The organism is Candidatus Moraniibacteriota bacterium (genome assembly GCA_016699795.1).
GTDB lineage: Bacteria > Patescibacteriota > Minisyncoccia > Moranbacterales.
The window spans coordinates 619307-640495 of record CP065011.1 but is presented as its reverse complement, the minus strand read 5'-3'; the positions used below and the strand labels follow the sequence as shown (position 1 = coordinate 640495).

Genomic DNA, 21189 nt, shown 5'->3' with positions numbered 1-21189 from the left:
GGAATGCTTACTTTTTTATTTTTTTTCGAAATGACTTTCTTTTTGTACAAACTATATATGAATAACTTCTACATTATAAAGAATCACTTCGCCATAGTTATCACTCTGACAATATTTTTTATCTTCTTCCGTTTTACAATTTGACTGTGTATAAACACCCGCCTTAAAATAAGCCTCGGAATAATCAAGATCTAATACATATACAGGATCATCTTGTTTATTATAATAAATCGAAGTTTTTCCTTTCTCCGCAACAAACTTCACAGTAAATCTTTTTCCTAATGTGTAATTCGCATCTAAAACATATTCGTTCTCCCCGTCAACATTTACATATAAATTAGGATACTCTAAACGAATCACAATAACATCATCTTCTGAGTCATGGATTTGACCTGCTACTACATGCTGTTTAACTTTTGGGATAGCCGTAACAGCCTGATCAAGAATCATTGTATGTTTTCCTTCGGTTGAAGACCAACTCGCAGAGTTTTTTCCCCCATCTTTCATTTCTCTCAATTCAGATCGAGCGTATTTCGTATTCCCTGTTGTTGGAGCATTTACTGGAGCACGGAAAACAACTCCGTCTTTTTCAGGAGTAAGAGAAAACCAAGGATCTAATCGATATTCATTGAGTTCTGGCTGACGAATTTCCAAAGGATATTTTGGCTTTTTTTCCGTCCCGATAGGAAGTGTTATTTTCCAATTGGAAAGATTTATAATTTTTGAAGGATACGGACCAATAGTATTTTTTGGTTTGAAAAAAAGATCTAAAGAATCGATAGTTGTTTTTTCAACATCTTTTTGAAAAAAATATTCGAACAAAAAAATACTCAAAACACCAATTCCCAAAGAAAAAAGAATATATTTCCACACCATAAACTTCTATAATAAAGACTTGAAAACTATTTATTCTCCACTAGAGAATGCCTTTTCTCTCTCAACAACCCCAATCCCCATTTCTAACCTCTCCTAATTAAACAAATAAAAAGACTATTTCTTTCAAAATACCATCTCTTCCATTTCACCTCCTAAAATGCTTTTTTAAAAGATTACTCTAGAACAAGAATATCATAAGATACTGTTTTTTAATAACTTCTTATTTCCCATTTTGAAAAATAAAAATGCCATTCTATGGCATTTTTATTTGATAATCTTAGTGTATCACTCCCCTATTAAACTTACGGGGTTACCTCTTTATATCGTGCACATTGATTTGTGGTACAAAGAATGTCTCCACCAAGACCAGAACATGTCCATTCGAATTTTCCAGAAGAGTAAGAAAGGTATCTAGGAGTGCCTTTTTTACAAAGAATCGTAGAAGGATTAGTTTCGGGCATTTTTTCATAACAAGGTAGATTTTCTGCGCATTCCCCCCTAACACCTTCACATGAATTCGTAGTTGAATTCCAAGTATAATCATCACTACAGCCAAAAGTTGCTATCACTGTTTCTGTCCTATCCACATTTTTTGTACAGGATTCAGTCCTACCACTACACCCAGAGTTCCATCCCTTAAAAATTACATTATTACTTGTTTTAGGGATAGCTTCTAATGAAACAGGATCTCCTCCATTCACAGTCAAACTACAAGAAGGAGTGCACTCAGTACTATTTGCTTTTACGGTACTTATAGAAGCTCCGTCACCTGCTTTTGTCACAGTAAGTATATATTGCTCATTTCTTACCGTTACCGAAGCAGAATCAGAAAGACCACTATACCTTGCTGAAATAATACTATTACCAATATTTAAGGCCTGTACAGTTCCTCTATTCACAGTTGCTATCGTTGTATTATTTGAAGACCAAATAGAACTATTTGTTACATCAGTAAAACCTGGAGTAGAACAATTAGGAGTACCAGTATAATTACCCCAGTATTGGGCTTTTAAACTACCGCTTGATCCTTTTATAAGATTCAATGCTTCTGGGCAAAGAATAAGATGTGGCGTGGGAATGGGGGTGCACGAATTCGAAAATGCGTTAAAGGTATATCCCGAATCACAAATATATTCACATTTTGCAGGTGTGCAGATTTCTCCCAATGTATATCGTGTATCCCTAGTAATATTTATTTCATCATTAGAACAAAGAGATGCGTTTGGAAAGTTTTTATTTCCTAGACAGGAAGGAGGAATGGGAATAGGAACATCAAAAAGAATACTCACGCTTCTACACCATCGAGTACCATTGCGACATGTTTTAGACCATCTATCTGCAGTTATCTGTGCTATGGTATATGTTCCATTATCAAGAAGCATCGTCATCCAATCCAAATCATCAATTAGGGTTAATCCCGCGTACATGTTCACGACATTTTTATTTGGAAATTTTGTGAACGATTGAATATTCCCCGTATAAGAAAAAGGGGCTCCATGATGAAACCCATATTCTCCTATAAAAAATGCTCTCCTTACTAAATCTTTCCACACAACTCCGGAGGGTGTATGTGATGCAGAAAGAAATCCTTCCGCTGATGCATTACTACAAGCTGACCCAACAACACCTCCTGTCACTGTAACAATATTCCCAGAAAGAGTAACACTTCCTGAATAGATAACAAAAGTACCAAGAGGATCTCCTTCTTGTCCCATTACACGCAATCCTTGTGTATATGCATTTACTTTTTCAGTACCAATTCCCAATATACTAAAAAGAAATAAAAGAAAAAGAAATAAATTCATCGTACTTCTTCTAAATCTATGCGTACTATTTCGCTTTCGAAAAAAAAGATAAAGAACAATTCCTACAGAGATCACTACTGTTATCAGAATAAGAATGCTTAGTTTTTTTTGATATTCCTCTTGAGAAGATTCTTTCTTCATTTCCTTTGTGAAATCATTAAAAGTGCTCATTACCATCACGCTTTGTTCATCAAGAATTTTTCCCTCACCATTTTTTATACGAACAATAGAAGTTGGATTATTACAATTTTTAAAGATAGGCACTGAAAGAGTCTGCTGGGGATTCGTATTCAAAGAACTCTCTATCTTATCAGAACAAGCAGTTCCATTCTCGTCCATAATAGCAATCTCTACTGTGGGAGAACCAGTAATTTCAGTTCCAACACCCCCTCGAGCAGAAGGAAATCCATCAGCAGAAGGGCTCCAAAAGAAACGAATAACAGCAGTATTTCCTTTTTCATACATATTCTTATCAAAAAGAATATTTTGAATAGTCCCTGATTCTCCCTGTATGACATAATGAAGATCAAACTCTGAAGAAAGTTGTCTATTACTTCCTTTCTCAACAAAAGAAAGTATTGTTTGATACGCTTGAGGAGTTTCTGGAACAGGAATATTTATTCTTACAGTTTTTGTTTCTGAAGGGGAAAAAGAAAATATTTGATCTGTAAGATCTTTCTCTGAAATTGTATCTCCAAGAATAGCTCGTTTTTTCGTTTTCAAACGAGGAACAACAGCTTTTGATTCAGCAAAAGGATTAAAAATAGAACACTCCAACATTAATGATTCTTTTTTTGGATCCAAATCCACTCCTTGTAAAAGATTATATCTTTTCGGTATATCTTCAGAAAGAAGGGCTTGTTCTGTTTTTAAATTTTCAATTGTAATAAAACATTTCGAAGGATCAAAAGATAATATTTGTTTTTGTGCAGTAAGTGCAATGTTCTGTTTTACCGAAGTAAACGAAAGAGAAAGTCCATTCTTATTCTCCAAAAAAACCCAGAGATCATAGGTTCCTGAAATAGTATCTGGTACCGTATAAGAAAAACTCTTCTCTATTCGAGAATTTTCACCAATATCAAAAATATCCGTATATGTTTTTGTGTCTGCAAGTAATTGAGAACCATCTTCATTTACATGAATTAATCGGACAAAATATCCAATCTGTGGCTGAAATCCACCTTCATTACTCAAAGCCATTGAGATATCAAATGTTTTATTATCTTTTGAAACAACATCAACGCTATCAATATTAACTGTGGCAATAGTGAATATTTCAGAATCCTCATTATTGGCCATTGCTTGAGGGGGGGTCTCTGCCATTTCTTGTCCCTGAACCCCGAAAGGAATTGAGAAAAAAAATACGAGTAATAAAAAAAGGATTTTTTGATACATATAATTATATTTTTTATTTTTCTATTTAAAATTTTATTGTTTATTACTAGCTAGTTTTCAAAATACTTTACTTTTTCTAGAATAAAGTTTAAGACAATCCATGTTCGCGAAAGCATTGGATATATTTTCTATCTTGTCCTCCCATATGATCAACAAGCCAATCCTCTAAAAATTCAGTAAACTCTTCTAATGAAATTACCCTTTCTTCTTTATACTGCTTTTGAAAATCAAGTGCTTTTTGTAATAATTTTTTATGTTCTTCTTTATGTTCCTCGGAAAATTCGTATTGATACAAATCAAAATAAAATTCCTCCGTTTTAAAGTGATACTGAGCATATTCCACCAAATCAACCATAATACCCTCTAATTCTTGATCGAAAGTTGTATTATTTATAGCATTATGAAGTTTTTCAATAAGACGAGCAAAATGTTTATGTTGTTTGTCTATTCTCTCTATACCAAGATTATACTCATCACTCCAGATAAAAGCCATACTATTTTTGTAAACGAATAAAAAATGTTGTTCCCTTCTCACTTGATTCAAACCAAATCTCCCCTCCGTGCCCCTCAATAATTGACTTTGCTATATACAGGCCCAATCCAGTTCCCTGTGCTTCCGTCATAATAACATTACTTGCTCGAAAAAATTTCTCAAACATATGTTTTTTCTGATCATCAGGAATGCCTATTCCAGAGTCTTTCACAGAAAAACATACCGAACGATCTTCCTCCAAGAAACCAAATCGCACTTCACTGTTTTCTAGAGAATATTTGATAGCATTACTCAAAAGATTCTGGAAAACTTGTTCTATTTTAACCCCATCAATATCCAATAGCAAGACTTCAGGAATTTCTTCATCTAAAACGATAGTAATATTTTTTTCTTTTGCGCTCGGAATTTGTTTCTTTACCACATCTCTTACAATTTCAACTATGTCTGTTTTTTTCATTTCTACTACAAAATTTTTCCCTGTTTCAATTCTAGAAACATTTAAAAGATCGTTTACTAAATCAATAAGACGCTCATTTCCCTCATAGATTTCTTTGGCATATTCCTTCTGCTCATTGGTTAAATTTACATTACTTTCATCAAGAAGAAGTTCTGCAAACCATTTTATACTTGTCAGAGGTGTTCTTAATTGGTGCGATGCTACCGAAACAAATTCTGACTTCATTCTATTTATTTCACGCTCTTTTGTAGCATCTCGAAACACAACGACACAACCAATCACTTCTCCTTTTTTATTTTTTAAAGGTGAGGCACTATCAGCTACAGGCATTCTATTTCCATTTTTCTGAATCAGTGCTGTATGCTCCATCATTTTTTTCTCTTCCCCTGTTTGTATTACATCTTCTACAAACGTATCTCTTTTCATCTCATTATCATCTGATATAAATTTCATCCTTTCAAAATAAACTTCATTCAAAAGAAGCTCTTCATTAGAATAACCCGTCAATGTAGAAACCATATTATTCACCATAACTATTTTAAGATGACGATCCACGACAAACACGCCGTCTCCAATACTATACAAAATAGCATCTAATTTATCTTTTTCTTGCTCCATTTTTTCTTTTTCTATTTCAATATCCTCCAAAACATTAAGAAGTGCTTTTTGAGAATTTTTCAAATTTTCCGTTTGTGCTTCTATTTTTTGATTAATTCTTTTTTCTTTCGTTACATCATGAATTATTCCTTGAAATTCAATTATAGATTCTTTCTCTTGAATAAATACTCCAGAAATTTCCACTTCTCTCATCTCTCCATTTTTATGACGCAATAAAATATTCATTAAACTATCATTTTTTTCTTGAAATGATTGCCAAAATCTTTCTTCCTCTTCCTTTTTTATTTCAGGAAAAAGAAGAAAATCAATACTTTTCCCTTCTATTTCTTCTGGAGAAAATCCAAACATAGCCTCCACAGCTGGAGAAATATACGTTATTATACCCTCTTGATTCACTCGATATACCACATCCTGAATGTTTTTTGTCACAGACTCTAATTGCAAGTCTCTTATAGAAATTTTCTTTTCATTTTGTGATCGTTTTTGACGATATAAAAAGAAAGAAATCCAAAAAAGAATAAGAGTCCCTATTACTACGCTTGGAAAGATTTGTGCTTTTGTAATTTTTTCTTGCCAAACATCTGCGTCAATATCAAGGCCCAAAACACCAATCGACTCTCCAGTTTCAAAATCTTTAACAGGAATAAAAGAAGAAATAAATATTCCCCATGGATCTGTATATGGACCCGCCACCAATGATTCATATCTCTTTGCTACTAAATCTATTTCTTTGGGATAATCTATGTAGACTTCTCCAGGAAAAGCATGATCAGAAGATTCTGTTTCGATAGAATCTACCAAAAAAATCCAGGATTCTCCTTCTTTTCTAAGAAAATAAATCCATCTGATATCAAACTTTTTTAAAGCCTCTCCGACAAGAAGGAATTGTTTCCTCAAATGAAGATATTCTTCATTTTTTTCATCCTCTAAATTCCCCTCTAGAGAAGCTATTTTTTTCGAATCTACGGTCAAATTAACAACTTCACTCAATCGGGTCAATTCTTCTCGAAGAGTTTTTTCTGTTGATTTCTCAAAATATATATTTATGAAAAAACCTACAACAATAAGAGTAAAAAGTCCTGAGAAAAAAATAATATGAGAAATTTCTTTTTTCATTGTCATGCAATTAAAATTCTTTTTCTTTTTTTAATCTGTTTATTTCTTTTTTAAGTTCGATCATTCTTAACTCACGACCTATCATAAATTTATTTACTTTCTCCAACTCTTCAGTTCGACTCAATACCTTTTCTTCCAAGTTTTCTCGAGCATTTTCTACTACCTCTATCATTTCATTAAATGCGGAAGAAATTTTTCCGACTTCATAGCCTGATTCGATATTTATTTTTTGTTTCCTTGAATTTTGAGTTACTTTTTGAATAGAAATAAGAAGTCTATGCAAAGGAGAAGTAATTATTCTCCAAACTACAATCTCAAAAAGAATAAGGAAAGTAAAAAATATTCCACCTGAAAAAAGAACGAGGGAAAGAATCTGTTTATCTCCAAAAGCTAAAGTTTCAGAAACATCACTTTTTAAAAGAATTATTCCCGTTCTTTCTTTTTCAAAATCATATACTGAAAAACCTGAGCATTGGTATTTTTTTTCTCCCTCAGTCACAATTTCATTCCCTACAAATTCATCTTCCGTAGAAGAAAAATCTATAAAACGAGAACAAGAAGAGTGGGTATCCTTATTAGTACTTCCCAAAAAAACATAAGTTTCATTATCATCCCAACGAGAAGATACATCTTTCAAAGACATTGTTTTTTCCCATTCAGATCTTTCCATCAGCTCTTTCTTTCCCAAAAAGACAAAATCATCTCCAACTTCTTGTTTCAAAATATCCAAGAATTCATCTATTTCCTTTCCAAATTCCAAATAGCCAATCAATTGATCCTTATCATAATAAGGAATGACTGATCGAAGTGCGAAAGCTGTTTTTCCTAATTCTAGCCCAGAACTAATTTCTTTCGTTTTTTCTGCGTTCAGAAGTGTTTTTCTCTTTACTTCATCCCCAAATAATGACTTGTCGTGTAAACGTAAAAAAACTGTTCTGTCCGGGAGATGAAAATATAAATGCGTTAAAGCATATCGCTCTTTAAGTCCTTTGAATAGTGGGGCTACTGAAGTATATAATTTTTCACGATCTTTTTCGAGAAAACTATTTTTTATTTCAGAATTTTCAGAAAAAATTTCCAAACCCATAGATAAGTTTTTGATATTTGTCTGTTCCAAACTAGAAAATCTTTTCTTTAAAATACTTACTTTTCTATGTGCTTCCCAGTATAATATTTCGCGTTGAAAATTATTTCCAAAAAAATAAAAAATACTCAATATAGTTATGCTCGAAAGAAGCATAAAAAGAATCAGTTTCGTTCCTATTTTCATTTTTTTTAAAAAATCTCTTTTCATAGTCTTCTTTTAATTAAAATCTGCCACTATTTTCCAAGAAGAAACACTCACATTTGCGTTTACAGCATCCACCGCTACTTGCATTTTTTTAGTTTTTCCATTCACTATTCCCGTTGCATTTATTTGTCGATTTTCTCCTCCTGTATTATTTACTTGATATGAACATTCTCCTCCGGAATCAGCAATGACTAACGAACCTGTAAAAGCGCCGTCGTCCCAAAGTTCTTGAAGTGCCGTCTCAACACAAAGATCAGCTAAATATTCAGCCTGCTGAGCCTGAGCGAAATCTATTCCATTTCGAAGCATAAAAGATGCCAACCAAGAAAAATAAAGCGATAAAGAAAGAATTATTGATCCTAAAAATATCACTGAAACCAAAAGAACATAGCCTTTTTTATTTTTACCTCGGGGTTGCTGTTCCATAAAATGTTTTTTGATAATCAGTATTTTCACTTGTATCGAAATAGCTTCCATTAAACTGTATTTTTATACTTCCCTTTGTTGTGCTTGATCCAAAATTAGTAAAAGAGAGTGTGTCCACAATCATTCGAGAATCCGTAAGAGTAACAGGATCAGAAAGTCCTTCTTTTATTCGCAAAGCACCAGCATTCAAATCAAAGATTGTAGGACTCTTAGTCACATCGTCCACAACGAGAGTAAGCACGGCTGAATTTTCACCAAAAATAGGACCTGTAATGCTCTGTGCATTCTTGATAGATTTTGTTATAAAGCGCATTGCTTCCCAACCTTGAATTTCTACTTCTGAAATCGCTTGATTTCTTTTTTTCATATTTTCATTCACAGTAATAAATGAAACTATAGACGTTAAAAGTATACCCATTATAGCAATGTATATAAGTAATTCTATCAATGATATTCCTTTTTTATTATGGCAAAATATTTTCATCATATCCTTATAACTATTTTTTCCACACAAAGTCATACCACTGATCCGTATTTGCTGATCCATTAGTTCCTTGTGTATTCAAAGCTTTTCCAGCAGGCGTTGTGTAGACAGTGCCGCTTACCGAATCAAAAGCTATAGAATAAAGGCTTCTGTTACTGCCCCCAAAAAGAAACATCGCTTCTTCAGAATCTGGATTAACAATAATTTTATTCGTATACACCGTATTTCCTAAGGACGGCAAAGAAATGGCTGAGCTAAATATATGAGATGATGGATTATATGTTCTCATTTTTGGTATAGCCGTATTATCAGAATAGACAACGACTCCAGAAAGACCATTAGGTGCATAATTAAAATCTAAACCAAAAACCCCCGTAGCACTCACTGCTGTAGTTGTTATTATATTATTCGTTGGCGTAGCTATTGTGGGTGTAAAACTATTCACCTCAAAACAAAGAAATTGCTGTGGATTTTTATTATCTTTATAACAAGTCATAAATTGATTTGCTCCTTCTCGCCCTTGTATCATGACATTCATAGAACTATTACTTTGCGTTGGACTATTCACACGAGAAGACCATGCCCCACCACCACTTCCATTGGCAGTAAATACTTTTACAGAGATGTATCTTGTCGTTCCTTCAGAATACACCATAGCACCCACAGAAGTATTTTCTGGACTCCAAGAAAAATCTGCTAATCGAACGGTATTAGCAACACCACTCGTAGTATGCTGGAGGTATGTCCAACTTGTTGTAGTATACGATCCTCCATTAAAATATTGTGTGAAAACACGCCTATTTTGTCCCGTAAAGGCAACCATAATTTCTTTTGTCTCCGGCCTCGCCTTCGCGACTACAAAATTTGGATATGTTGAAGCTGTTTTCATTGAAACTTGTACTCCCCATGAAGTTCCATTCCACACTCGAAATTTTGGTGTATTGGTAAAATCACTGTAGATTACCACAAAATCTCCATTACTCAAATAAACTCCATCATAATTTTGTGCATACAAAAACGTATTCGCATTCCAACTAGAAAGTAATTGCACATTCCCCCAAGAAGAACCATTATATACCTGCGCATAAATAGATTGTTGTGTTCCATTAAAATGTCTGGAAATAGCAATATATTCATCACGATCCTCTGAAGCATAGACGCGAGCTGTTCGCAAAGCTTTATTCGTTGTTGTTTGATCAATATCAGCAAGAGAGGCGACTGAACCCCACGTGCCACTTTCTTCTTCATACATGCGATATTTTATCGAATCTGAAGTTGTTCCCCCATCTCCAAAAACGAGCATTCCTCGATTCGTTTGCATTTTTGAAATTTTCCAATTCGTCAAACGACTTTCTAATGTCACTATTTTCTCTTCCGAATCCTGAGTCCATTGTATAGTCGATTGTACCTTCTTAGTATTTTCATTCAAAGAGGAAATGGTAATACTTCTTGTAAAAATATCTTGTATATCCTGACTTCCGCTAAATATCCATTCCCCACCCTGTGTATCCAGCCCATACGTACCATCAATTAAATTTTCAAAATCCTTATCCCGTATACTTTTTGTAGCTTCCAAGCCTTCTTCAGCAAGAAATGTTGCTCGTGATTTTTCTCCAGAGAAAAAAACTATTCTATTGGTAGAAAAAATACTCGTCATTATAGAAGCAACTATAATAGAAAAAATTGCCGTAGCAACAACAGCTTCAACAACGCTAAATCCTTTTCTATTTAATAACCATTCCTTTTTCATTGATTTCTATACTTTTATTTTGATTCCCATCATTAAAATATATTACACCCACATCTGAAGGAAGACCACTCATTTTAGAAAAAATAATTTGCGTAAGACCTGAAACGCTCGCTACTTCCGAAAGGCTAACGACTTCATCATAAGAAATATTTCGATTGATGAAATCATTTCCCTTAAAAACAAGTATTTGACTCGCAGTAATATGAACCCCCCAATCATCATCATTATTACCATTTAAAGCCTTCATTCTCGCTAATCTAATAGTATTATTTGCCTGTTCTATGGAAAGAAGAAAATCATTTCCTTTTTTAAAAGAAAAAAATCCACTCACACCTATACTTGCGAAAATTCCAATAACAGCCATTACTGTCAAAACCTCTATCAATGAAATTCCTTTTTCTTCCTTTTTAAAAAAATAATTTCTCATTTAATAATATTTGTAAGATTATAAATTGGTAGCATAGTTGCAAGTATGAAGATAACCACACCTAATCCCATGAGAATCAAAAGGAGTGGCTCGATAATAATAGGTAAATTTCTTGAGGTATTTTCCAATTTTAATTCATAAAGATCACTAATACGAAAGAATGTCTCTGAAAGTTTTCCTGTTTTTTCTGCAGAAGTTAGCATTTGCAATACACTTGAAGGGATAAGTTTTTTTGATTTTGGGTACATTTTAAAACTCTCCGAAATAGAGATGCCTTCCGTTACTTTCCCTGCGATAAATTCATAGAGTTTTTTATAATTATCAAAAGTTGTCGCTCCTACCATAATCTGAAATGCGCGATTTATGGATAATCCTGATTGAGAAATATTTCCCATAAGATACCCAAATCGAGTTACCTCACTTTGCTGAATAAGTTTTTTCACGAAAGGGATATGAAACAAAAAAATATTTCCGATAAATTTCGTTTTTGGAAAGCTAAATAAGAAATAAAACATCGAAGCCACAATAAGAAAAAATATTGGGAAAAATATATATCCATATTTTGAAACAAAAACACCAAATTGAACGAGTATACGAGTCAACATTGGAAGTTCTACATTCATATCAGCATATACTTTGGCAATTTGTGGTAACGAAAACCATGCAGTCCCCACACCACCTATCATGGTAGCAACAAGAATAATTCCTCCATATAAAAGTGAGGAATTGATTTTTGCTTTTAATTTTCGATCTTTATCATGAAGAAGTACTACTAGTTTGAGATTATTGACAAGATTCCCAGATAATTCTCCCGCATGAATAATTTCTATTATATCTTCTTCGAAAAAATTTTGTTGCGTTAACGAAGTTGATAGCATTTCTCCAGAGTCAATAGCTTCTTTTATTTTTACAATGATTTTCTTCATTCTCTTTGAAGATGTTTCTTCTTTGAGTGATTCCAAAGCCTCGGAAAGAGAAAGTCCTGCTGAAAGAAAATATGACAAATTTTCTATAAATTCGTATGCCTTATTTTGCAATCCAAAATACAAAAATGGAGATAACCAACGAGGAATTTTTTTTTCATTTTTCATACTCACTATGTATTTTACTCAACAGTTGGAGGTGTTACCCTAAAAATTTCCTCATAACTCGTAATTCCCAAATTAGCTTTATCTTGAGCATCTTCAAAAAGAGATCTTGCTCCCTGTTTTTTTGCTACATCCCAAATTTCTTGCGAAGTAGCACTTCGCAATATAAGTGTTTGGATTTCTGGAGTTACTTGAATTAATTGAAAGGCCGCTATACGTCCTTTATATCCAGTTCCTCGACAAACAGAGCACCCCTTTCCTTGATAAATATTTTTTAGTCCCTTGAGATATTTAGAAAATTCTACAGGAAATTGAGATGCGTATTCTGAAGTAACTTCTTTACTATAGCGACACTTTTCACAAAGTTTTCGAAGCAATCTTTGTGAGACAACAAGATTCAATGTTGATGCTAACAAAAATCTCTCAACACCCATATCCATCAATCGAAGAAAGGTGGATTCAGCATTATTCGCATGAAATGTTGAAAAAAGAAAATGTCCCGTAAGTGCTGCATTAACAGAGATATCCGCTGTCTCCGAATCACGAATTTCTCCTACAAAAATAACATCGGGATCTTGACGAACAATAGATCGAAGTCCCCGAGCAAAGGTGATATTAGAATCAAGATTAACTTGAATTTGATTTGCTCCGTGAATAATGTATTCAACAGGATCTTCAATAGAAGTTATATTTATTTCAGAATTATTTATTTTTGTAAGTAAAGAATATAATGTTGTACTCTTTCCTGAACCTGTCGGACCACTAATAATAATCATTCCAAAAGGCCTTCTGATCGTAGTCTCAAATATTTCTTGATCTTTTTGTGAAAGACCAAGATTTTCTAAGCCAAGACTACTACTTTGTCTCGAAAGAATTCTTAGTACGATTTTTTCTCCTTCCACAATAGGAACGATTGAGATTCTCAAATTCAATTCTGTTTTATTGATATAAAAATGAAGTGCGCCATCTTGAGTCGTCTTATGTTCATCAATTTTAAGAGAAGCGCTTATTTTAAGATGATTTATAATATTTTGATAATACTGTGGTGTTACTTCGCCAACCTCTTGAAGGACTCCGTCCACACGAAAACGAATACTTACCTTTTCTTTCATTGGTTCAAAATGAACATCAGAAGCACTTCTATTAAGCGCATCTTTTAAAATTTCCAGTACCATTTCTGGAGCAACTTTATTTTCCGATTGAATGATATTTGTAAAGCGATCTGCTAAATTCTCTTTATAATAAGAGAAAGCCTTCTCAATATCTACATACATTGAGTATGCAAGTTTTATTTTTTTTGTATTAAAAATCCATACTAATTTTTCCTTAATTTCAGGATTACTCGGATCGCTCGTTGCGATTACCACAGAATCATTCGTTTCCTTATAGAGTACAGCATTAAGCTTTTTTGCCATTTTTTCTGGAATTCTTAATACCTGTTCTGAACTTACTTCATTGGTATTCAAATCCGCATAAGGAACTCCGTAATACTCAGCCATGGCCTGACCAACCAAATCCAAACTTAAAACATTATTCTCTAACAAATAATCTAAGGCAGATGCATTTCCTTTTTTTTCTCTATGAAGAGCCTTATCAAAATCCTCTTGTGAGACATATCCTTCTCGTAATACGATATCAAGGATATCTTTTTCATTGATAGCCATTTCTTTATTTTATTTCTTAGAACTTATTTTATTTTTCTAAAAAAGATTGTATTTTTTCAACAATCTGATTAAGTGATGTGTCCGATTTGACAATATAATCCACTGCGCCAAGGTCTTGAGCTCGTTTTTTGTCCTCTTCTTGGCTTAAATTCGATGCCACCATAACAGGAACCTTATTTTTTTCCTTTCTTAATTTTTCCAATACTTCAAAACCTGAAATCTTTGGAAGCATAAGATCTAATAAGATAAGATCGAACTTCTTCTTTCCCTTTTTCTCAAAAAATTCATTCGCTTCTTTTGCGCCCTCAACTTGAAAACCGGCATTCTGTAATTTAATGCTCATTGCTTTCATTATTGAAATCTCATCTTCAACAATAATTATCGATTTAGACATAAAAATATCTACACATTCATTCATTTCTTAACCTTATTTTTCGAGTATACTCCATATTCTCATAAAAAACAAAATAGAATTAAGATACATGTAGAAAATATTTCCGCTTAGAATATTCTCTCCTACTTCCCATCCCCCACAGTAACCGTCATACTATGAGTAAGACGATTCCCTGCTTTATCTGTTACTTTGAGAGTAAGGGTGTAGATTCCATTTGAAACAGATTCAGGGATGATGAAGAAAGAATCTTTTTTGTTTGGTATCTTTTTCCATTCTTTATGATAGGGAGTGAGTTTTACTTGATAGGAGTCTATACCAGAGAAGTTATCTTTTGCAGGAAAGTCTATTCTTGTTCCTCTTGTTACGTTTTGTGTTTTTGGAAGTTCTGTTTTGAAGGTTGGAGCTTTTCTATCATAGATTACTTTAAACCATTGTGAGATGTCAGATTCATTTCCTGCTTCATCTATAAGTTTGATAGCATAGTGTCTTGAATCATTTTCTTTTTTTGGGAGAGAGTATTCCCAATTCCCATCTTTATCTATACGTGCAGTAGCTATTTTTCTTTTTGCTCCAAGATAGGTTCTTTGATACACAACGACAGTTCCATTCTTTGCTTCTTCATTCCTTCCTTTAAGTTTGGGACGTTCTTTTTGTGTATAGAAGGTTTCTCCTTCTTCTATGTTTGTTTTCTTTGTTCCTTTGAGTTCGAGAGTGATTTGAGATTTTGGTTCGAGGGTAGGTTCTTTTGTATCTATAGTAGTATCTTCTGAAGGAGATGTTTGTATGCTTGTACTATTTCCTACATTGTCTGTTGATCGTATGTATATGATGTGGTTTCCATCAGAGAGATTGGTGAGGGTGCAGGTGAATGATTCTTCTTGTTCTTCAAAGAGAGAATCGTTTGAGGTGCATGGAGTCCATGATCCTGAGAGAGAGTCGAGTTGATACTCTACGTTTTGGATAGTTCCATCAGTATCTTTTGTTGTTCCGGTAAGAATAAGAGTGGAATCATTGGTAAGAGGAGGGAGAGGGTTAAGCGTGAGGGAGGGATAGGTGAGGTCTATTTGAATAGAGACTTCTGATTCTTCTCCTTCTTGGGTGGTATTGTCTGCACTATCTGTTGATCGTAGGTATATGGTGTGCGTACCTTCAGAGAGTTCTTGGGTTTGGCAAGAGAATGCTTCGGAGGAAGAGTCAAAGGTGCCGTCGTCTGCGGTGCAAGTACTCCAAGAACCGGAGGTGGAGTCTACTTGGTACTCGACGCTTGCTAGAGCATTTCTTGCGTCAGTAGCAACTCCGGTAATGGTGGGAGTGAAGTCTCCGGTGGGAGAAGAGGGAGAATCAAGCGTAAGTACAGGAGGGGTGAAGTCGTAGGAGAAGACGGAGATGAAGGCGTCGTCGCCTCCATAGGGTGATGCCGTGGTTTCATTGGGGTCGGTGGTGTCACCGTCGCCGTTGAGGTCGGCGGTGTCGTTTACACTTCCTGTGACCAGTACATTACCGTCAGCGTCGGTGGTGATGGAGTAGCCGTAGTCATAGCCCGCTCCACCAAGGCGCGTATACCACAGATTGGTACCCGAGGCGTCAAAGACGGAGATGAAGGCGTCGTCGCCTCCATAGGGTGATGCCGTGGTTTCATTGGGGTCGGTGGTGTCACCGTCGCCGTTGAGGTCGGCGGTGTCGTTTACACTTCCTGTGACCAGTACATTACCGTCAGCGTCGGTGGTGATGGAGTAGCCGTAGTCATAGCCCGCTCCACCAAGGCGCGTATACCACAGATTGGTACCCGAGGCGTCAAAGACGGAGATGAAGGCGTCGTCGCCTCCATAGGGTGATGCCGTGGTTTCATTGGGGTCGGTGGTGTCACCGTCGCCGTTGAGGTCGGCGGTGTCGTTTACACTTCCTGTGACCAGTACATTACCGTCAGCGTCGGTGGTGATGGAGTAGCCGTAGTCATAGCCCGCTCCACCAAGGCGCGTATACCACAGATTGGTACCCGAGGCGTCAAAGACGGAGATGAAGGCGTCGTCGCCTCCATAGGGTGATGCCGTGGTTTCATTGGGGTCGGTGGTGTCACCGTCGCCGTTGAGGTCGGCGGTGTCGTTTACACTTCCTGTGACCAGTACATTACCGTCAGCGTCGGTGGTGATGGAGTAGCCGTAGTCATAGCCCGCTCCACCAAGGCGCGTATACCACAGATTGGTACCCGAGGCGTCAAAGACGGAGATGAAGGCGTCGTCGCCTCCATAGGGTGATGCCGTGGTTTCATTGGGGTCGGTGGTGTCACCGTCGCCGTTGAGGTCGGCGGTGTCGTTTACACTTCCTGTGACCAGTACATTACCGTCAGCGTCGGTGGTGATGGAGTAGCCGTAGTCATAGCCCGCTCCACCAAGGCGCGTATACCACAGATTGGTACCCGAGGCGTCAAAGACGGAGATGAAGGCGTCGTCGCCTCCATAGGGTGATGCCGTGGTTTCATTGGGGTCGGTGGTGTCACCGTCGCCGTTGAGGTCGGCGGTGTCGTTTACACTTCCTGTGACCAGTACATTACCGTCAGCGTCGGTGGTGATGGAGTAGCCGTAGTCATAGCCCGCTCCACCAAGGCGCGTATACCACAGATTGGTACCCGAGGCGTCAAAGACGGAGATGAAGGCGTCGTCGCCTCCATAGGGTGATGCCGTGGTTTCATTGGGGTCGGTGGTGTCACCGTCGCCGTTGAGGTCGGCGGTGTCGTTTACACTTCCTGTGACCAGTACATTACCGTCAGCGTCGGTGGTGATGGAGAGGCCGTAGTCATAGCCCGCTCCACCCAACCGCTCCGCCCATTCGGGAGTGACCGAACCAGCATGAACTTCCAAAGAAAATGCAAAGAAAATAAAGAACATTCCCAAGAATACAGGAAGTGGATATATTTTTTTATACGATGTTTTTTTAAAAAAAGAAATCATAGGTATAGCATGTATTATTTGAGTATTCTTTACAAAGAAACTTTGGAATATTTTTTTTGAAAAACGCATAGAGATTCTTTTTATCTTTTTTACTCTTTTTAGTATACCACAGAAAAAAAAAGGGGGGAAGTATTTTCTTCTTTTCTTTACAATATATGAAATTCACTCTGTGTCATTGCGAGGTTTTGCGAAGCAATCTATTTGAATTTCTTTTCTTTGTTTTAAATTCTAGATTGTCACGTCCATCCTTAGACAAACTCAGGATTTCTCGCAGAATTAAAAGAAAGTATTTTTCTTTCTTCTTTTCTCCTCTCCTCCCCTCTCCTAGCATCCCCAAGAGAAAGGATTATACCAATGAGAAGTACATGATGATGAAGATGTGGTATCAAGAGTCTCAAAAGGAGGTGTATTGGAAGAAGACTCTCTTTCTTGTGTTTGATAAGCATTAGGAGTTGAAGATGTTGTTTGAGATGGTAAAGGAGTTGTTTGAGTATTCATTTCTTGTTCTTGATTCTCTTTTTGATTTTCTTTTTTTTTTCTGTCTCCACTCCCTTTACCTCTTGTTTTGTAAGCGTAATCGTATGATAGGTATGATTTCCTGCTTTGTCTGATACTTTGATATCAAGTGGGTAGGTTCCATAAGGAACGGCTTCAGGGATAATGAAGAAAGGATCATTTTTTCCTGGAGTAGGCATCCAATCTTTATGATACCCTATGAGTTTGACTTGGTACTTTTCTATACCTGATTGATCTTTGAGTCCTTCTTGTTCATCGGTTGCAGGGAAATCTATTCTGGTTCCTCTTTGTGCAGTAAGAGTTTCTGGGAGGGTGGTGGTAAATGTTGGAGGAGTTTTGTCATAGATAACTTTAAACCAATCTGAGATATCAGATGCGTTGTTTGCTTGGTCGGTAAGCTTTATTGCATAGTATCGGGAATCATTTTCTTTTTTTGGAAGAGAATAGTTCCATTTTCCATTCTTATCTATAGAGATAGTAGCTATTCTTTTTTTTGATCCAAAGAATGTTTTTTGATATATAGTAATGATTCCATTCTTTGCTTCTTTGTTTGTTCCTTTAAGTGTAGGACGTTCTTTTCTTGTAGAAAATGTTTTGTTTTCTTCTATGTTTGTTTTGGATCCTCCGTTAAGAGTGAGGGTGATGTTTGATTTGAGATCAAGATCAGGAGATTCGGTATCTATGGTAGTTTGTTCAGAAGTGGAGGTAGTGATTTGCGTTGTGTTTCCTACATTGTCTGTGGCTCGTATATATATAGTGTGAGATCCATCTTGGAGATTCTCTATGGTACAAGAGAAAGATTCTTCTTGTTGATTGAAAGTATTGTCAGTTGCTTGGCAGAGTGTCCAAGAATTGTCTGTGGAGTTTACTTGGTATTCTACTGATTGTATGGTTCCATCTTGGTCTCTGACTCTTCCTGTGAGGGTAAGGATGGAGTCATTGGTGAGTTCTGGGAGAGGGTTAAGTGAGGGAGGGATAGGTGAGGTCTATGGTGAAGGTGAGAGATTGTAGTGTTTCGTTTTGCAAAAGAGCATTGTCTGTTGCTTTGATGTATATGGTATGCGTACCTTCTTGGAAGGTTTGTTCGGGACAAGAGAAAGATTCGGAAGGTGAATCAAAGAGAGAATCATCTGGAGTACAAGGAATCCATTCTCCTTCTGTGGAGTCTATTTGATAGTGGACTTGGTATATGTCAGAGAGAGTGTCTGTTGTTGTTCCTGTTATGGTAAATGTAGTGTCTGAAGTTGGTGTGGAGATGGGAGTAAGAGTGAGGGAGGGAGGAGTGGTGTCGTAAGAGAAGGCGGAGAGGAAAATGTCAGCTAATCCAAATCCTGTTCCTGATTCATAAGGATCGGTAAAATCTCCATCACCGTTCAAATCAGCATCACCTGTAACATATCCTGTACTATATATATTTCCTGAAGAATCAAGGGTTGTACCACGAATCCAATCAGTCCCTGTTCCTCCTAAACGCTTTGTCCAAAGATGTGTGCCTTCAGAAGTGAAGGTGGAAATAAAAGCATCAAGTCCTCCAAATCCTGTTCCTGATTCATAGAGATCAGTAAAATCTCCATCACCATTTAAATCAACATCTCCTGTACTATATCCTGTAATATATATTTCCTGAAGAATCAAGATTTATAGAAGAACTACTATCATTCCCTACTCCTCCTAATCGCTTAGCCCAGAGATGAGAGCCTTCGGAAGTGAAGATGGAAATAAAAATATCATTACTACCAAATCCTGTTCCTGATTCATAGGGATCAGTAAAATCTCCATCACCGTTTAAATCAACATCTCCTGTAACTAATCCTGTAACATATATATTTCCTGCGGAATCCATTGTGATACCAGAGCCACCATCACTCCCCACTCCTCCTAACCGTTTAGCCCAGAGATGGGAACCTTCGGAAGTGAAGATGGAAATAAAGGCATCATTATTACCAAATCCTGCTCCTGATTCATAGGGATCGGTGACATCTCCATCACCATTTAAATCGGCATTTTCTGTAACAGATCCTGTAATATGTATATTTCCTGCGGAATTAATTGTTATACCAGAACTATTATCAAGCCCTACTCCTCCTAATCGCTTAGCCCAGAGATGAGAGCCTTCGGAAGTGAAGACGGAAATAAAAGCATCCCAACTTCCAAATCCTATTCCTGATTCATAGGGATCGGTGAAATCTCCATCGCCATTTAAGTCAACATTGTTTCTAATTTGTCCTGTGATATATACATTTCCTGAGAAGTCAAGGGTTATCTTACTACCATTATCCGAATCTATCCCTCCTAAACGCTTAGCCCAGAGGGGAGAGCCTTCGGAAGTGAAGACGGAAATAAAGACATCGAGATTTCCAAATCCCATTCCTGATTCATAGGGATCAGTGACATCTCCATCGCCGTTTAAGTCGGCATTTCCTGTAACAGATCCTGTAATATGTATATTTCCTGCGGAATTAATTGTGATACTAGAACTACTGTCATTCCCGATTCCTCCCAATCGCTTAGCCCAGAGATGGGAGCCTTCGGAAGTGAAGACAGAAATAAAAATATCATTACTACCAAATCCTGTTCCTGATTCATAAGGATCAATGAAATCTCCATCGTCATTTAAGTCGACATCGCCCGTAATCCATCCTGTAACATATATATTTCCTGAAGAATCAAGAGTGATATTAAAACCACCATCACTTCCCACTCCCCCAAACCGCTTTGCCCACTCATGTGTGACTGTTGCTGCCCAAGCCTGACTCGAAAGAAAAAAGAAAACAAAGAACATTCCGAAAAGTGTAGGGAGAAGATGTGATTTTTTATAAGAAAAAATTCTCATATTTTTTATTTCATTCTGTCTTTTTACTTTCTCCTATTCTATCATATTCATAAAAGAGAATGAAATGAATACTCAACACCTTGAAAATAGAAAATTTCTTCTTTATTTTTAAGAAAATTTTTTCGAGATTTTATCTTTACAAAAAAGTAAGATCTCTATAATTTATTTTTCTTTTCTCAAAAAAATACTCCGTTATTCTTTCACGTCAATTTGAAATGAATACATTCCCATTCCGCACGTGCCCTGAATAGTTCCTTCTTCAAGGATTCCTAAATCAATTTCCGTTTCCCCTGTTGGCGGAAGGTTTTCACTTATTTTCATACTCGGGATCGTTATAACAGAAGAACAATCAAATGTCCCTTCCGTTTTTACTTTTAGTATTGTTTGTATATTTACTTTTGCCTTACTTATTCGAGGAGTATAACCACCCTTAGCCTTTATATGTATAATTTGTTTTTCTCCCTCCATAAAGACGTTATCTGATTCCCCTGAAGTAGTAAGTACTTGAATATCTTTCTCAATAGTATTATTTCGAAAAAGGAGAAAGCTTAAAGAAAAAACAACGATTCCTACAAAAACAAGAAAAATAATTTTCATACAATTATTCT

Annotated in this window: 18 protein-coding genes; all 18 read right to left on the bottom strand. The window is 36.1% G+C overall.

Translation table 11 applies throughout. The features are described from left to right. Positions 1 to 51: 51 nt before the first annotated feature. The gene (locus tag IPN70_03110; protein QQS60856.1) at positions 52 to 876 is read right to left on the bottom strand and encodes a polysaccharide lyase family 7 protein; all 825 of its coding nucleotides are present in this window, start codon (positions 874 to 876) and stop codon (positions 52 to 54) included. Between the two features lie 302 nt (positions 877 to 1178). Then, positions 1179 to 4076, bottom strand: coding sequence for a hypothetical protein (locus tag IPN70_03105; protein QQS60855.1), 2898 nt, complete (start codon positions 4074 to 4076; stop codon positions 1179 to 1181). Between the two features lie 88 nt (positions 4077 to 4164). Further along, a complete protein-coding gene (locus tag IPN70_03100) occupies positions 4165 to 4569 on the bottom strand; it encodes a hemerythrin family protein (GenBank protein QQS60854.1) in 405 nt (134 codons plus the stop codon). Position 4570: 1 nt separating this feature from the next. Continuing rightward, positions 4571 to 6760: a PAS domain S-box protein gene (locus tag IPN70_03095; protein QQS60853.1), complete on the bottom strand. Its 2190-nt coding sequence runs from the start codon at positions 6758 to 6760 to the stop codon at positions 4571 to 4573. Positions 6761 to 6770: 10 nt separating this feature from the next. Then, positions 6771 to 7847 (bottom strand): HAMP domain-containing protein, encoded by a 1077-nt coding sequence (locus IPN70_03090; protein ID QQS60852.1) that lies wholly within the window; start codon positions 7845 to 7847, stop codon positions 6771 to 6773. A 216-nt stretch (positions 7848 to 8063) separates the two neighbouring features. Further along, positions 8064 to 8477 (bottom strand): hypothetical protein, encoded by a 414-nt coding sequence (locus IPN70_03085; protein ID QQS60851.1) that lies wholly within the window; start codon positions 8475 to 8477, stop codon positions 8064 to 8066. Then, positions 8455 to 8964 (bottom strand): prepilin-type N-terminal cleavage/methylation domain-containing protein, encoded by a 510-nt coding sequence (locus IPN70_03080; protein QQS60850.1) that lies wholly within the window; start codon positions 8962 to 8964, stop codon positions 8455 to 8457. Before IPN70_03080 ends, IPN70_03085 begins: the two co-directional genes overlap by 23 nt. 10 nt (positions 8965 to 8974) lie before the next feature. Continuing rightward, positions 8975 to 10711 carry a prepilin-type N-terminal cleavage/methylation domain-containing protein gene (locus tag IPN70_03075; protein ID QQS60849.1) on the bottom strand — a complete coding sequence of 579 codons (1737 nt, stop codon included), beginning with the start codon at positions 10709 to 10711 and terminating at the stop codon, positions 8975 to 8977. Then, positions 10686 to 11138 (bottom strand): prepilin-type N-terminal cleavage/methylation domain-containing protein, encoded by a 453-nt coding sequence (locus tag IPN70_03070; GenBank protein ID QQS60848.1) that lies wholly within the window; start codon positions 11136 to 11138, stop codon positions 10686 to 10688. Before IPN70_03070 ends, IPN70_03075 begins: the two co-directional genes overlap by 26 nt. Then, positions 11135 to 12229, bottom strand: coding sequence for a type II secretion system F family protein (locus tag IPN70_03065; GenBank protein QQS60847.1), 1095 nt, complete (start codon positions 12227 to 12229; stop codon positions 11135 to 11137). The genes IPN70_03070 and IPN70_03065 overlap by 4 nt, the downstream gene beginning before the upstream one ends. A gap of 14 nt (positions 12230 to 12243) precedes the next feature. Then, positions 12244 to 13890 carry a Flp pilus assembly complex ATPase component TadA gene (tadA, locus tag IPN70_03060; GenBank protein QQS60846.1) on the bottom strand — a complete coding sequence of 549 codons (1647 nt, stop codon included), beginning with the start codon at positions 13888 to 13890 and terminating at the stop codon, positions 12244 to 12246. A gap of 28 nt (positions 13891 to 13918) precedes the next feature. Continuing rightward, positions 13919 to 14284, bottom strand: coding sequence for a response regulator (locus IPN70_03055; protein ID QQS60845.1), 366 nt, complete (start codon positions 14282 to 14284; stop codon positions 13919 to 13921). 122 nt (positions 14285 to 14406) lie between these two features. Continuing rightward, complete coding sequence (locus tag IPN70_03050) at positions 14407 to 17232, bottom strand: SBBP repeat-containing protein (GenBank protein ID QQS60844.1); 2826 nt, start codon at positions 17230 to 17232, stop codon at positions 14407 to 14409. Between the two features lie 324 nt (positions 17233 to 17556). Further along, entirely contained in the window at positions 17557 to 17730 is a 174-nt protein-coding gene (locus IPN70_03045) for a hypothetical protein (protein QQS60843.1), read from the bottom strand. Further along, positions 17727 to 18725 carry a hypothetical protein gene (locus IPN70_03040; protein QQS61851.1) on the bottom strand — a complete coding sequence of 333 codons (999 nt, stop codon included), beginning with the start codon at positions 18723 to 18725 and terminating at the stop codon, positions 17727 to 17729. The genes IPN70_03045 and IPN70_03040 overlap by 4 nt, the downstream gene beginning before the upstream one ends. Next, a complete protein-coding gene (locus tag IPN70_03035; GenBank protein QQS60842.1) occupies positions 18709 to 19383 on the bottom strand; it encodes an SBBP repeat-containing protein in 675 nt (224 codons plus the stop codon). Before IPN70_03035 ends, IPN70_03040 begins: the two co-directional genes overlap by 17 nt. Then, positions 19349 to 20581: an SBBP repeat-containing protein gene (locus IPN70_03030; GenBank protein ID QQS60841.1), complete on the bottom strand. Its 1233-nt coding sequence runs from the start codon at positions 20579 to 20581 to the stop codon at positions 19349 to 19351. The genes IPN70_03035 and IPN70_03030 overlap by 35 nt, the downstream gene beginning before the upstream one ends. A gap of 192 nt (positions 20582 to 20773) precedes the next feature. Next, entirely contained in the window at positions 20774 to 21178 is a 405-nt protein-coding gene (locus IPN70_03025; protein QQS60840.1) for a cupredoxin domain-containing protein, read from the bottom strand. Positions 21179 to 21189 lie beyond the last annotated feature (11 nt).

What these genes read in the sequence shown, in the direction of transcription:
- tadA (QQS60846.1), bottom strand. Translation starts at nt 13,890, where the DNA reads ATGGCTATCAATGAAAAAGATATCCTTGATATCGTATTACGAGAAGGA.
- IPN70_03025 (QQS60840.1), bottom strand. Translation starts at nt 21,178, where the DNA reads ATGAAAATTATTTTTCTTGTTTTTGTAGGAATCGTTGTTTTTTCTTTA.
- IPN70_03065 (QQS60847.1), bottom strand. Translation starts at nt 12,229, where the DNA reads ATGAAAAATGAAAAAAAAATTCCTCGTTGGTTATCTCCATTTTTGTAT.
- IPN70_03105 (QQS60855.1), bottom strand. Translation starts at nt 4,076, where the DNA reads ATGTATCAAAAAATCCTTTTTTTATTACTCGTATTTTTTTTCTCAATT.
- IPN70_03045 (QQS60843.1), bottom strand. Translation starts at nt 17,730, where the DNA reads ATGAATACTCAAACAACTCCTTTACCATCTCAAACAACATCTTCAACT.
- IPN70_03075 (QQS60849.1), bottom strand. Translation starts at nt 10,711, where the DNA reads ATGAAAAAGGAATGGTTATTAAATAGAAAAGGATTTAGCGTTGTTGAA.
- IPN70_03085 (QQS60851.1), bottom strand. Translation starts at nt 8,477, where the DNA reads ATGGAACAGCAACCCCGAGGTAAAAATAAAAAAGGCTATGTTCTTTTG.
- IPN70_03070 (QQS60848.1), bottom strand. Translation starts at nt 11,138, where the DNA reads ATGAGAAATTATTTTTTTAAAAAGGAAGAAAAAGGAATTTCATTGATA.
- IPN70_03090 (QQS60852.1), bottom strand. Translation starts at nt 7,847, where the DNA reads ATGGGTTTGGAAATTTTTTCTGAAAATTCTGAAATAAAAAATAGTTTT.
- IPN70_03050 (QQS60844.1), bottom strand. Translation starts at nt 17,232, where the DNA reads ATGATTTCTTTTTTTAAAAAAACATCGTATAAAAAAATATATCCACTT.
- IPN70_03095 (QQS60853.1), bottom strand. Translation starts at nt 6,760, where the DNA reads ATGAAAAAAGAAATTTCTCATATTATTTTTTTCTCAGGACTTTTTACT.
- IPN70_03030 (QQS60841.1), bottom strand. Translation starts at nt 20,581, where the DNA reads ATGAGAATTTTTTCTTATAAAAAATCACATCTTCTCCCTACACTTTTC.
- IPN70_03110 (QQS60856.1), bottom strand. Translation starts at nt 876, where the DNA reads ATGGTGTGGAAATATATTCTTTTTTCTTTGGGAATTGGTGTTTTGAGT.
- IPN70_03100 (QQS60854.1), bottom strand. Translation starts at nt 4,569, where the DNA reads ATGGCTTTTATCTGGAGTGATGAGTATAATCTTGGTATAGAGAGAATA.
- IPN70_03080 (QQS60850.1), bottom strand. Translation starts at nt 8,964, where the DNA reads ATGATGAAAATATTTTGCCATAATAAAAAAGGAATATCATTGATAGAA.
- IPN70_03055 (QQS60845.1), bottom strand. Translation starts at nt 14,284, where the DNA reads ATGTCTAAATCGATAATTATTGTTGAAGATGAGATTTCAATAATGAAA.